Genomic DNA, 13,330 nt, shown 5'->3' on the forward strand with positions numbered 1-13,330 from the left:
TCACTCGATACTAGGGGCAACCATCGATGTTCAAACGAACTTCCGTTCATTACGGGCGCATGCCGGAACCGGTCACGCCGTATCAGAAATCAGCGCAGGTTTGGGACGAACGAATTGGATCAGCGCGCGTGCAAGCCAAGAACTGGCGCCTGATGGCGTTCGGCTGCCTGATGCTTTCAGCCGGTCTCGCAGGCAGCCTGGTTTGGCAATCGAGCCAAGGCTCAATCACGCCCTGGGTGGTCGAAGTCGATCATCTCGGCCAAGCCCAAAGGGTTGCGCCGGCCAACACCGACTATCAACCCACTGATCCGCAGATCGCCTACCATCTGGCGCGCTTTATCGAGGATGTCAGAGGCCTACCGGCCGACGGCATCGTTCTGCGCCAGAATTGGCTCCGGGCCTATGATTTTACGACCGATCGTGGCGCCGCTGCGCTCAACGACTATGCGCGCAACAATGACCCCTTTGCGAAGCTGGGCAAGGCCCAAATCTCAGTGGACGTCTCGAGCGTCATTCGCGCGTCGTCGGAGAGCTTTCGGGTCGCGTGGACCGAGCGTGTCTACGACAACGGTTCGTTGAGTTCGACCGAGCGCTGGACCGCCATTCTCACCATCGTGATCGAAACGCCGCGCGATGCCGAACGTCTGCGCAAGAATCCTCTTGGAGTCTTCGTTCGCGCCATCAACTGGTCGAAGGAGTTGAGTCAGTGACTAAGACGCTGTCCGACGTTCATTCGAAGCATCCCGTCCCGTACAACAGGATCAGTCCGGCTCCGCCCGAATTCTTGACCGCGAAGCGAGCAGTCTTGTTTGCTCTCCTGCTTGCTTCCTCGGCGCTCGGCGCGTGCGCGACCTACATTCCGCCGGAGATCAGCTATGACACTGAAGTGCCTCCGTTACCGGCGACGCCGGTGGCTCTCGACGACAGATCGCGACCGCTTCACGTTCCACCCCTCTGGAAGCCGGCTTTCGGCGGCAAGTCGGGAGGTAAGGAAGACGCTGAACCCGTGAGCCGGGTCGAGACCGCAAACGGCGCAGCCCGGGTCGAACCGCGCAAGCGAGGGTATTTCAACGCGGCGCAGATCTACGCCTACAGTCCCGGGGCGCTCTATCAGATCTACGCCGCGCCGGGGCAGATCACGGATATCGCGCTCGAGGAGGGAGAACAGTTGACGGGATCAGGGCCGATCGCGGCCGGAGATACCGTGCGCTGGGTCGTGGGCGATACCGAGAGCGGGAGCGGCGACACACGGCGCGTCCATATCTTGGTCAAGCCGACCCGAGCTTCGATCGAGACTAACCTAGTGGTCAATACTGACCGGCGCACCTACCTGATCGAGCTCCGCTCCCGCGAACGCCCATACATGCCGTCTGTCGCCTGGTACTATCCAGAAACTGCACGGGAACGATCGCGTTCGGTCGCTCTGAAGCCCGTTCTTCCGAACCCGGCGCAGCGCATCTTCCGCTATGCGATCAAAGGAGACAATCCTCCCTGGCGGCCGCTCACCGCATATGACGATGGCCGCAAGGTCTATGTCGAATTCCCGCAAGGCATCGTGCAAGGTGAGATGCCTCCGCTCTTTGTCATCGGACCGGATGGCAAAACCGAGTTCGTCAACTATCGCGCCTCCGGTAACGTGCTGATCGTCGATCGGCTGTTTGCAGCCGCTGAACTACGGCTCGGGGGTGAACACCAGCAGAAAGTCAGGATTGTCAGGACAGACGGGAGGCCGTCGTCATGAGCAGCTTGAGTGGAAACGATCACGAGCAATCCGTCCCATCAGCGACACAAGAGGATCCGTCCGGAAGCTTCCGCCTGAGAGCAGAGCAACCGCGAGTAACCCGGTTGTCGCGGAAAGTTCTCGCCGGAGGGACTGCTGTCGTGTTGTTCGTCATCGGTGGAACCGTGTTGTGGTCGCTAGCGAGCAACCGCCATCGAAATCAGGCGACCGATGAGGTTTACAGCACCGATCACCACAATGTTGCCGACGGCATAACGGCGCTGCCCAAAGACTACGCTGGCGTTCCGCGCCAGGCAGTCCCGCAGCTTGGCCCGCCGCTACCCGGGGATCTCGGTCGACCGATTCTTGCAGCCCAAGGCCAGTCGCCGACGAACGGCGCTGATCCGGACCAGCAGCGCCGGGATCAAGAGACCGAAGCAGCCCGCATCAGCCATCTGTTCGCTTCGACCAATGGGAGAGAAGTGCGTCCGCCCGCCGCGGCGGCTGTTGGAGGCGACCGCGTCGCGCTACCGAACGCAACGGGCACGGGCGACGATGGATCTGCGCAGAACGGACGGGACCGAAAGCTTGCCTTCGTGAACGCCACCGTGGACCGTCGCACGGTCAGCCCTGACCGCGTCACCAGGCCCGCTTCACCATATCTCGTGCAGGCTGGGACGGTTATTCCGGGAGCCCTGATCACCGGAATCCGATCGGACCTGCCAGGCGAAATTACGGCGCAGGTAACCGAGAATGTCTATGACACGCCGACCGGCCGCTTTCTGCTTGTGCCCCAGGGAGCGCGTCTGATCGGGATCTACGATAGCCAGGTCACTTTCGGCCAGTCGCGCGTGCTGCTCGTCTGGACCCGGCTGATCATGCCGAATGGACGGTCTATCGTTCTCGAGCGGCAGCCTGGCGCTGACACCGCAGGTTACGCGGGCCTTGAAGACCAAGTCGACAACCACTGGGGAGAGCTGTTCAAGGCCGCGGCTCTATCGACGTTTCTGGCGGTCGGCACCGAACTTGGGGCCGGCTCGGACACCAACAGCAACGACAGCGCCATCATCCAGGCATTGCGACACGGCGCCTCGGATTCACTGAACCAGACCGGGCAGCAGGTCGTCCGTAGAAGCCTCAACATCCAGCCGACTCTAACCGTACGACCTGGTTTCCCGGTTCGTGTTCTTGTCAATCGTGATCTGATACTTACCCCATATAGAGGGTGACAACATGCCCAAACTTAAAATAGGAGAGCTTCCAGACGACAAGCCGGTCAAAGTGACTGCGGAGCTGCCCGCCGCCGTGCATCGTGATCTCATCGCCTATGCAGAAGTGCTTACGCGTCAGGGTGGTCAAGTGGTCGATCCGACTAAACTCATCGCCCCCATGTTGGCGCGCTTTATGGCCACTGACCGAGGATTTTCTAAACTGAAACGTGAAGCCCACATACCGGCCGCCGGTGAAGGACAGTGATGCTCGTGGTTTCCTCGAAGCCGTTACCCACGCTAAATAGTTGCCAGCATGGCGAAGCGCTGCCGAGTTGGCATTAAGAGCTGAGATATGGCGTCGGTGTGCGTTCGAGTGTTCCGAAACAAACTCCGATTACGAATTTTTCCCAGTTTTCAGCCGGGGGGCGCTGGGAGTCGACGTGCAGTTATTCGGTCACCTTCAGTCGCGTTACACTGCTCCGGCCATCGACACTGAGAGGCACGTCACCCTCGATCGTGGCCCGACGTACGACGCGATGCTGGTCCCCGTAATCGTTGACCGCGTAATGCTGCGTTGCGCGGTTATCCCACAGCGCAATATCGCCCTCTAGCCAATTCCAGCGCACAGTGTTTTCGGGCGCGGTGATGTGGGACTGGAGCAGATCGAACAGCTTTTGTCCGTCGTATTTGCGGATGCCAATAAAGTGCTTCACCAAGGCGCCGAGCACTAGCGTCCGCTCGCCTGTTTCGGGATGGACGCGTACGACGGGATGCTCGGTCTCAAAAACCGTTCTGGTGAACACCTCCTCAAAATGCTTCTTGTCGACCTCGCGCACGCGCGCGATCCCGGCGTAATCGAAGACGTTGCTGTGAACGGCCCATAGGCCCTCGGCAAGCCGTTGTAGCGGCGGGGGCAAACCAAGATAAGCGGCAGCTGTGTTCGACCACACGGTGTCGCCTCCGAACGTTGGCATTACAACGGCCCGCAGGACCAGAATCTTTGGATAGGCGTCGGCGAAGGTCCCATCCGCATGCCAAACGTCGGCGCGACCGCCGCCGCGAGTGGAGTCGAGTTCGAGGAGCGACGCCATCCCCTTGGTGGCACCGAGCATCGGATGTGGCACTAGCTTTCCGAGACGAGCGGCAAAGCGCTCATGCTCGGCGTCATTCAGATGTCCTTGATTGCGGAAGAAGATCACCTTGTGCTCGAGCAATAAGCTGTTGATCGCGGCGATCGTGTGATCCGGTAGGTCGCCTGATAGCTTGATATTCTTGACTTCGGCACCGATGCGCGCTGCACGTTTCACAACATCGGTCCTCGGAATGACGCCTCCGACCAAAGCGTTTGTGCTCATCTTGCTTTTCCAAGCCCTTGCAGTTTTTCCTCGCCCCTTAAATGATCTTCAGCAAGCATCGTGCCAAGCGAAACACAAGCATGTACTCGACAATGGGCAGTAAACGAATCGTGGCATTTGGCGCGGGACCTCGAACTGAACCCGTTGTTGGGCCGAGTGACGAAAGAACTCGCTCACCGAGCTCACCCCTTCGAGTGTCGAATCGCGAAGCGGACGGCAGGAGCGAGCAAACGGCAAATCTGCCGTCATGCTGTAATCACTAACTGCGTTGAAGAAACCAATGCTTCTGTAGAATTGGCAATAGTTATGGTTCATGAATCATGTAGTCCGGCCCTGGCGCGCGCAAGCGCGCCTCGGAAACAAATGATCCAAGATTTATACGTTGGCGAGATCCAGACTGCGGGCAAGTTCTGTCTCAACTGGCATATCGCTCGCTATGACGATGACGGCTCCTTCGGGGAGCGAATCATTGCCTGCATATACAAGCGCAGCCGCTCTTGCTTGCTCATGCTCCTAAACTGAGTTGCGCGGCTCGCAAATGTCAAAATGTCGCTGACGTGAGTCTCGATTGCAAGTCCTTGCACTTGCGCGCGAATTGGTTCAACAATGTAATTGCTTCGGTGGTGAGAGAGAGAGTTTGGAGAGCGTGAGCATTGCTGCCTGAGTGGCTCTGTTGGATCGTTTTGTTTTAAGCAATAGCCATCCCAGGCAGCGGGGGGCGCAAAGTCGAATGGGCTTTCGAAAGTCTGAAACCTTACTTGCGCGTTGTACTGGACCTGACACGAGATTGTGCCTCTGTCAGAATACCGACAGGTGTCTGCACAGTGCGGCAAGCCCGAGCTGACGTTTCCGTTCGTGATCGCGAGGTAATTGATGGCCCGCCCGCTGCAGTCTGTGAGAGCTGTAGATGTAAGATGGCTGCGGCGCCGGTCTTGCACATTATCGTCTCAGTCCTGAACCAAGATAAGAGCTGCAACTTCCTGGTCCCGTGGTAGTTTGCTCGCCGCTAAGCCGGCGGCGATAGCAATGCGATCAGGCGCGGGGCGGTTTTGGCTCATCTTGCGTTTGCCTTCGACCATGGTGATCGGGATGCGCACGCCGACGATTTCACGCAACTGGGCGGCGACGAAATCCGCGGGAGCATCGCTGACGGCCCAGGGCGTCGCACGTGACGTCTCATGGATATTCGTCAGACGTGTCACAACCTCAAGCAGGCGAGTGGGATCGTCGAAGAACTCAATCGGCCCATGGGCGTGGACCGCGATGTAATTCCATGTCGGCACCACATGTTCAGCTTGTCGCTTGCTGGGATACCAGGATGGCGTCACATAAGCCTCTGCGCCAGTAAAGATCGCCAGAGCTTCTCCGATCGGGGCCGTGCGCCATTGCGGATTGCCCTTCGCCAGATGCCCGTATAACGTGCCGTGTTCGCCTTCGCTCTCATCGAGGAAGAGCGGAAGAGGCGTCGCAAGTGGCCCATCTAATGTCGCTGTGACTAGGGTGGCCAATCGGGCGCAGCGGATTGTCGCTCGAATGTTCTCGATGTCGTCATCTCGAAAGTGGGTTGGTATGTACATGAAGACTCTCCGTTGGTGGTCGTCGAGATAAACGCAAGTCAATGTGCGAGAAAACTGCCAGTTTCAGTCGCTCCCGTAGAGCGTCTCCGCTTCCTGTTTTGACGTGACCGCTTCGGATTTATTTGGGACGGGGGCGATTCCACTCAGCCGCTTCAGTCCGTCGAGCTGCTGTTTCCGTAGCTATTTTCCTGCGGGCTGAGCCAGGCATTCATGGACCTTTAGAGATCTCACCCGGGGGCGCCTGTATGTAGTGACCGGCAACTGTCCTTCGACACGCACCGAGGCGCGTTTGGCAAGCTAGTCCTTGATCTCGGCAAGATCGACGCCGACCTCAAAAGCCGCCTTCATCGTCTGAACTGCGTCGATGGGTACAGGTCCGAGGTGATCGCAACCAACCCATCATTAAAACACGAAAGTTCCCGCCTATGGTGGACGCCCTCGCGCGGGGGCAATCGGCCGAGGAGATTGTCGACGATTTTTCATCGCTGACGCGGACCAGGTTGAGGCGGCGATCGAATACGCCAAGGCGTTCCCAAGCGAGGGTGTCCCTATCTCCCGCGGAGTCTGAAGCGGCGCTGGCAGAGCTAGCCGGCCTTGGGTTCGATGACGAAGCCGAGGCGGGCGAGGTCGCGCCGCGCCGGATTTCGTGACCGTGCAGTTCGTCGACGAGAACGCGCTTCGAAGTTTGGCACGGATGCCAACGTGAACGTGCGCAAGTGGCTTGCAACACGCTCCTAGACCAAAGCGCTCATGGCGAGCCGAGCAGCGCATCGCGCTGCAGGTCCGTGTTCTGAGACGCGCATGAGGCCGGCACCAGGCGCTTAGCTTAGGGGGCTACTACAAGATTCGGTAGCTGGTTAAAGCCAACGTTAGGCTCCAGGATTCGGTCGCCGTCCCCGCCGATCGTCATTGACAAACGGAAGTGAACGCAAGCGCACGTGAAGCCGGTGACCGTAGCGCGTGCGGGCACTTCCGCCCTTCCATCGCTTAGAGAGTGAAGTGCCACCGTGTCCGAACAACCCCTGCCGATGCTGCCGATGTGGCGCGTCGATCACATTGAGCCCTCGCCCGAGATGTTGGCGCTACGCGCCAACGGTCCGATCCCACGCGTGCGTTTCCCGTCCGGGCACGAAGGCTGGTGGGTGACAGGCTACGACGAGGCCAAGGCGGCGCTGTCCGATGCGGCGTTCCGGCCGGCGGGAATGCCGCCGACGGCGTTCACCCCCGATTCGGTAATTCTCGGCTCGCCGGGGTGGCTCGTCTCGCACCAGGGCGAGCATGTCCGGTTACGCACGCTCGTCGCGCCGGCCTTCAGCAGCCGCAGGGTGAAGCTGCTGGCGCCGCATGTCGAGACGATCGCTGCGCAGTTGTTCGAGGATCTGGCGGCCCAGCGCCAGCCCGCCGACTTGCGGCGCCACCTCTCGTTTCCGCTTCCGGCCATGGTCATCAGCGCCCTGATGGGCCTGCTCTACGAGGATCACGCCTTTTTCGCTCGGCTGTCCGACGAGGTGATGACGCACCAGCATGAAAGTGGCCCGCGCACCGCGTCACGCTTGGCCTGGGAAGAACTGCGCGCCTACATTCGCGACAAGATGCGGGACAAGCGCCAGGATCCGGGCGACAACCTGCTGACGGATCTGCTCGCGGCGGTCGACCAGGGCAAGGCGACCGAGGAAGAAGCGATCGGCCTGGCGGCGGGCATGCTGGTGGCGGGGCACGAGAGCACCGTCGCGCAGATTGAATGCGGCCTGCTGGCCATGTTCCGCCATCCGCAACAGCGCGAACGCCTGGTCGGCGATCCATCCCTGGTGGACAAGGCGGTGGAGGAAATCCTGCGCATGTACCCGCCGGGCGCGGGCTGGGATGGCATCATGCGCTATCCGAGCACCGACGTGACCATCGCGGGCGTGCATATTCCCGCGGAGAGCAAGGTGCTGGTCGGCCTGCCGGCTACGTCGTTCGATCCGCGCCATTTCGACGAGCCGGAAATCTTCGACATAGGACGCCAGGAAAAGCCGCACCTGGCGTTCTCCCACGGGCCGCACTCCTGCATCGGCGGGGAGCTGGCCAGGCTGGAACTCAAGGCGGTGTTCGGTTCGATCTTCCAGCGCTTTCCCGCGCTGCGCCTGGCCGTCGCGCCCGAACAATTGAAGTTGCGCAAGGAGATCATCACTGGCGGGCTCGATGAGTTCCCGGTTTTCTGGTGATGTGCGGACGCGGCTGGGGACGCGATCGTGTTTGCCGGCGCACCTCTCGTGCACCGGTCAGATCAGCCAGCCAACAGGTAACGAAGATGGACGTGCAAGAAACCACGGCAGCATGCCGGGACGCCTTCGCCGAACTGGCGTCGCCGGCGTGGATCCACGACCCGTATCCGTTCATGCGGTGGTTGCGCGAGCACGACCCGGTGCATCGCGCGGCGTCGGGCCTCTTTCTGTTGAGTCGACACGCCGACATCTACTGGGCTCTCAAGGCCACGGGCGATGCGTTTCGGGGACCGGCGCCGGGCGAACTGGCGCGCTATTTTCCGCATGCGGCGACCAGCCTGTCGCTCAATCTGCTGGCCTCCACGCTAGCGATGAAGGACCCACCGACGCATACGCGTCTGCGCCGGCTGATCTCGCGCGATTTCACCATGGGCCAGATCGACAACCTGCGGCCGAGCATCGCGCGCATTGTCGAAGCGCGGCTGGACGGCATGGCGCCCGCGCTGGAGCGCGGGGAGGCCGTGGACCTGCATCGGGAATTCGCGCTGGCCTTGCCAATACTGGTCTTCGCCGAACTGTTTGGCATGCCCCAGGACGACATGTTCGGGCTCGCCGCCGGCATCGGCGCCATTCTGGAAGGCCTGAGCCCGCACACCAGCGATCCCCGGCTCGCCGCGGCGGACGCGGCCAGTGCCAGAGTGAAGGCCTACTTCGGCGGTCTCATACAGCGCAAGCGCACCGATCCCAGCCACGACATCGTGTCGATGCTGGTCGGCGCACACGACGACGATGCCGACACGCTGTCAGATGCGGAGTTGATCAGCATGTTGTGGGGCATGCTGCTGGGTGGCTTCGCCACGACCGCTGCGACCATCGACCATGCGGTCCTGGCGATGCTGGCCTATCCCGAACAGCGGCACTGGCTGCAGGGAGACGCCATGGGAGTGAAGGCATTCGTCGAAGAAGTCCTGCGCTGCGACGCGCCGGCAATGTTCAGCTCCATTCCGCGTATCGCCCAGCGCGACATCGAATTAGGCGGCGTGGTGATCCCGAAGAACGCGGACGTGCGCGTGCTGATCGCGTCTGGCAATCGCGACCCTGACGCCTTCGCCGATCCCGACCGCTTCGATCCCGCGCGGTTCTACGGCACCAGTCCCGGCATGTCGACCGACGGGAAGATCATGCTGAGCTTCGGCCACGGCATCCACTTCTGCCTCGGTGCGCAACTGGCCCGGGTGCAGTTGGCCGAAAGTTTGCCGCGGATTCAGGCGCGCTTCCCCACGCTGGCATTGGCCGAGCTGCCCACCCGGGAGCCCTCCGCGTTCCTTAGGACGTTCCGCGCGCTGCCGGTGCGGCTGCGTGCGCAGGGGGCTGAGATGCGCGTCGTGGTCGACCAAGATCTGTGCGGGACCAGCGGACAGTGCGTGCTGACGCTACCGGGTACTTTTCGCCAGCGCGAACCGGACGGCGTCGCCGAAGTGTGCGGGGCGACAATCCCGCAGGCGCTGCACGTCGCCGTGCGGCTCGCAGCCAGCCAGTGCCCGGTCGCCGCCATTCGCGTCATCAGAAGCGAAGCTGGCGGTGACGAGCGCGCCAGCGCCGACAGTGCGCCTTCTCCGGCGGAGGCGGAGCGGCATGCCGCGCGAGATCAACGCAATCCAGGAGGGCACCATGGGACGGTTTGAAGGCAAGGTAGCCGTGGTGACCGGCGCCGGCGCCGGGATCGGCAAGGCATGCGCCCTCGCCATCGCGCGCGAGGGCGGCAGAGTGGTGGTCGCCGACATCGATGGCTCGGCGGCCTCGGCGTGCACCGCGCAAATCGCGGCCGAGGCGGGTCGCGCGCTCGCCCTGGCCATCGACATCGCCGAGGCGCAGGCTGTGGCAGCGCTGTTCGATACGGCGGAGCGGCACTTCAGTGCGGTCGATCTCTTGGTGAACAACGCGGGCGCCATGCATCTGACTCCGCGCGACCGCGCGATCCTCGACCTGGACCTGGCGGTCTGGGATGAGACCATGGCAACCAATCTGCGCGGCACATTGCTCTGCTGCCGGCAGGCCATCCCAGGGATGATCGCCCGCGGCGGTGGCGCGATCGTCAACATGTCGTCTTGCCAGGGGCTCAGCGGTGACATTGCGCTGACGTCCTACGCCGCATCGAAGGCGGCGATGAACATGCTATCGGCCTCGCTCGCCACCCAGTACGGTCATGCGCAGATCCGCTGCAACGCGGTTGCGCCGGGTCTCATCATGACCGAGCGTCTCCTGGCCAAGCTCGACGAGTGCATGCAACGGCATCTGCGCCGGCACCAGCTCCTGCCGCGCGTCGGCCGCCCCGAGGACGTGGCCGCGCTGGTGGCGTTCCTGCTCTCCGACGATGCTGCGTTCATCACCGGACAAGTGGTGTGCATCGACGGCGGCATGCTGGCGCATGTGCCGACGTACGCCGACGGTGGGAACAGCCGCGCCGCGCGGCCTTCCGGCGAGACCGCCGAAGCGGCTGCGTCGCCGCGCTGCTGATGGACATGCTGCTCAACCCGCTGAACCGCCGAGATCGGCTGCGGCACGACATCCCGGTCGTGCCCGGCGCTTTCCCCTTGGTCGGGCATCTTCCCGCCATCGTCTGCGACCTGCCGCGCCTGCTGCGGCGCGCGGAACGGACGCTGGGCAGCCACTTCTGGCTGGACTTCGGCCCTGCCGGACACATGGTGACCTGTCTGGATCCGGATGCGATCGCACTGCTCCGGCACAAGGACGTGTCCTCGGCGCTGATCGAAGATATCGCGCCCGAATTGTTTGGCGGAACGTTGGTCGCCCAGGACGGCGGCGCGCACCGGCAGGCGCGCGGTGCGATCCAGGCGGCGTTCCTGCCCAAGGGGCTGACCCAGGCCGGCGTCGGCGAGCTGTTCGCGCCCGTCATCCGGGCGCGGGTGCAGAGGTGGCGCGACCGCGGCGACGTAACCATCCTGCGCGAAACCGGCGATCTGATGCTCAAGCTCATCTTCAGCCTCATGGGAATCCCCGCGGAGGACCTGCCGGAATGGCGTCGCAAGTACCGGCAACTGCTGCAGTTGATCGTCGCGCCCCCGGTCGACCTGCCCGGACTGCCCTTGCGGCGCGGTCGCGCCGCCCGCGACTGGATCGATGCGCGGTTGCGCGAGTTCGTTCGCGACGCGCGCGAACATGCCGCGCGCACCGGGTTGATCAACGACATGGTGAGCGCCTTCGATCGCAGCGACGATGCGCTCTGCGATGAGGTCCTCGTCGCCAATATCCGCTTGCTGCTGCTTGGTGGTCACGACACCACCGCCTCAACGATGGCCTGGATGGTGATCGAGCTGGCGCGGCAGCCTGGGCTGTGGGACGCTCTGGTCGAGGAGGCGCAACGCGTGGGCGCGGTGCCGACGCGGCACGCCGACTTGGCGGAGTGTCCGGTCGCCGAGGCGCTGTTCCGCGAGACGCTGCGCATGCATCCGCCGACGCCGCTCCTGGTGCGTCGCGCAGTGCGTGAATTGCGACTCGGCCAACGGCGCATTCCCGCGGGCACCGATCTGTGCATCCCGCTGCTGCATTTCTCGACCTCGGCGCTGCTGCACGAGGCGCCTCATCAGTTTCGCCTGGCGCGGTGGCTGGAACGCACCGAGCCGATCCGGCCGGCGGACATGCTGCAGTTCGGTACCGGTCAACACGTCTGCATCGGTTACCACCTGGCATGTCTGGAACTGGTGCAGTTCTGCATCGCCTTAGCACTGACGATGCACAAGGGCGGGGCGCGGCCGCGGTTGCTGAGCGGCGTCGAAAAAGGCCGGCGCTATTACCCGACCGCACATCCGTCCATGACTATGCGCATCGGATTCTCATGAGCTGGCATCACATGCCCCTGCGGCGAGGCAGTGGCGTCCGCGACGCGCGGCATTGCTACGCCCGGCGCGCGCACGGTGCGACGCAGACAACACTGCGGCGGCTCGCCTGTCAGGGGCAAGGACATGGACAACATGCAGACCGGTTCTACGCCACACGATGACAGAGCTGGTAATTCCGCGCTCGGCAGATTGGGCGCGCAGGCGGGCGGCGCATCCGGCAGGCTGCTGCCCGAGATCTGGATGCATGAGGGCGCAAACCGGGTCGAACAGGTGCTGGCGCGTCTTCTCTGCGCCGAACATGACGGTGAGACCGAGCTCATGGCGGCGATGCGCTACGCCACCTTGCAGGGCGGGAAGCGCACCCGCGCCTTGCTCTGTCTGGCTGCCGGCACGCTGGCCGACGCGCCGGCGCACATGCTCGATGACGTCGGCGCCGCCATCGAGATGATGCACGCCAGCACCCTGGTCCATGACGATCTGCCCGCGATGGACGACGACGTGCTTCGCCGCGGCCTTCCGACCGTGCACGTCAAGTACGGCGAAGCTACTGCGATCCTGGTCGGCGATGCGCTGCAGGCGCACGCCTTCCTCACTCTTGCGAGCCTGGATGCGCCTGGCAACAACAGTATCGCGCTCGTGCGCGAACTGGCGCGGGCGGTGTCAGCCCACGGTGCCGCAGGCGGGCAGGCCATGGATCTGTCTCTGGTGGGAAAGCACGTCGAGCTGGACAGGATCGTGACGATGCACCGGATGAAGAGCGGAGCGCTAGTGCGCGCGTCCGTTCGCATGGGCGCCCTATGCGCTCTCGCGGAGAATGCCGCGCACGCAGCGCTGTACTGTGCGCTCGATCACTACAGCGCCTGTTTCGGCCTGGCGTTGCAGGTGATCGACGACATTCTCGACGTGACAGCGGATACCGCGACGCTGGGCAAGACCCCTGGCAAGGACGCGGCGGCGCAGAAGCCGACCTGCGCGTCGATCATGGGACTTCAGGCAGCACGCCAGTTCGCGCTGGATCTGTTGCGCGATGCCGGGGAGGCCATCGCGCCGCTGGGGCCGCGTGCGGCACGATTGGCGCAACTCCTACAGCGGGCCAATGGGTATCTATTCAAGCACGCGCCATGCACATGAGCGCGCCCGTCCGCATGGAGACGCCCCCTTTGCCGCTGCAATCGACCGGCGACAGAGGTACATGCTGCACTTTGTCCGAGTCGCGGTGCCGATCGCAGCGGTTGCCCGCCCCGGCGCACGCGGCGCCCCGCGCGCAAGCCTACGCGGTGGACCGGCGCCAGCATCGGGGACCTCGCCGCGCCGGAGCAGGGCGGCCGTCCAGCGCTGCCTATGCGACGAGCTTGCGGCCACATGCGCAGCGTCTGTCCGATCCCGGTTCTCAAGCGCCT

General features: G+C 63.2%; 11 protein-coding genes and 1 pseudogene. 10 read left to right on the plus strand and 2 right to left on the minus strand.

Features of this window, described 5'->3' with window-relative positions:
- The first annotated feature begins 26 nt into the window (after positions 1-26).
- Genes trbF through QA649_RS11670 form a run of 4 tightly spaced genes read left to right on the plus strand, consistent with a single transcriptional unit; the run spans position 27 to position 3,196 of the window.
- Positions 27-710, plus strand: a complete 684-nt coding sequence (gene trbF / locus QA649_RS11655; protein WP_283024300.1) for a conjugal transfer protein TrbF — start codon at positions 27-29, stop codon at positions 708-710.
- Positions 707-1,741: a P-type conjugative transfer protein TrbG gene (trbG, locus tag QA649_RS11660; RefSeq protein WP_283024301.1), complete on the plus strand. Its 1,035-nt coding sequence runs from the start codon at positions 707-709 to the stop codon at positions 1,739-1,741. Before trbF ends, trbG begins: the two co-directional genes overlap by 4 nt.
- Positions 1,738-2,949, plus strand: a complete 1,212-nt coding sequence (locus QA649_RS11665) for a TrbI/VirB10 family protein (RefSeq protein WP_283024302.1) — start codon at positions 1,738-1,740, stop codon at positions 2,947-2,949. Before trbG ends, QA649_RS11665 begins: the two co-directional genes overlap by 4 nt.
- A 4-nt stretch (positions 2,950-2,953) precedes the next feature.
- Entirely contained in the window at positions 2,954-3,196 is a 243-nt protein-coding gene (locus QA649_RS11670) for a DUF2274 domain-containing protein (RefSeq protein ID WP_100232125.1), read from the plus strand.
- A 181-nt stretch (positions 3,197-3,377) separates the two neighbouring features.
- Here the strand turns inward: QA649_RS11670 and QA649_RS11675 are convergent, their stop codons facing one another.
- Together QA649_RS11675 and QA649_RS11680 are read right to left on the minus strand one after the other, a co-directional pair.
- Entirely contained in the window at positions 3,378-4,286 is a 909-nt protein-coding gene (locus QA649_RS11675; protein ID WP_283024303.1) for a TauD/TfdA family dioxygenase, read from the minus strand.
- A 947-nt stretch (positions 4,287-5,233) separates the two neighbouring features.
- Positions 5,234-5,863 carry an FMN-binding negative transcriptional regulator gene (locus QA649_RS11680; protein ID WP_283024304.1) on the minus strand — a complete coding sequence of 210 codons (630 nt, stop codon included), beginning with the start codon at positions 5,861-5,863 and terminating at the stop codon, positions 5,234-5,236.
- Between the two features lie 1,007 nt (positions 5,864-6,870).
- On the opposite strand from QA649_RS11680, the gene QA649_RS11685 reads away from it, so the two are divergent.
- The 6 genes and pseudogenes from QA649_RS11685 to QA649_RS11710 all read left to right on the plus strand — a co-directional run bounded on the left by QA649_RS11685 (position 6,871) and on the right by QA649_RS11710 (position 13,061).
- Positions 6,871-8,070 (plus strand): cytochrome P450, encoded by a 1,200-nt coding sequence (locus tag QA649_RS11685; protein WP_283024305.1) that lies wholly within the window; start codon positions 6,871-6,873, stop codon positions 8,068-8,070.
- Between the two features lie 86 nt (positions 8,071-8,156).
- Positions 8,157-9,440: pseudogene (locus QA649_RS11690) on the plus strand (cytochrome P450); the annotation flags it as partial.
- A gap of 6 nt (positions 9,441-9,446) precedes the next feature.
- Entirely contained in the window at positions 9,447-9,755 is a 309-nt protein-coding gene (locus tag QA649_RS11695) for a ferredoxin (RefSeq protein ID WP_167406786.1), read from the plus strand.
- The gene (locus QA649_RS11700; protein WP_283026013.1) at positions 9,742-10,587 is read left to right on the plus strand and encodes an SDR family oxidoreductase; all 846 of its coding nucleotides are present in this window, start codon (positions 9,742-9,744) and stop codon (positions 10,585-10,587) included. The genes QA649_RS11695 and QA649_RS11700 overlap by 14 nt, the downstream gene beginning before the upstream one ends.
- A complete protein-coding gene (locus tag QA649_RS11705) occupies positions 10,587-11,930 on the plus strand; it encodes a cytochrome P450 (protein WP_283024306.1) in 1,344 nt (447 codons plus the stop codon). The genes QA649_RS11700 and QA649_RS11705 overlap by 1 nt, the downstream gene beginning before the upstream one ends.
- 132 nt (positions 11,931-12,062) lie before the next feature.
- Positions 12,063-13,061, plus strand: a complete 999-nt coding sequence (locus tag QA649_RS11710; protein ID WP_283026014.1) for a polyprenyl synthetase family protein — start codon at positions 12,063-12,065, stop codon at positions 13,059-13,061.
- Positions 13,062-13,330 lie beyond the last annotated feature (269 nt).

The organism is Bradyrhizobium sp. CB1717 (assembly GCF_029714325.1).
Classification (GTDB): domain Bacteria; phylum Pseudomonadota; class Alphaproteobacteria; order Rhizobiales; family Xanthobacteraceae; genus Bradyrhizobium.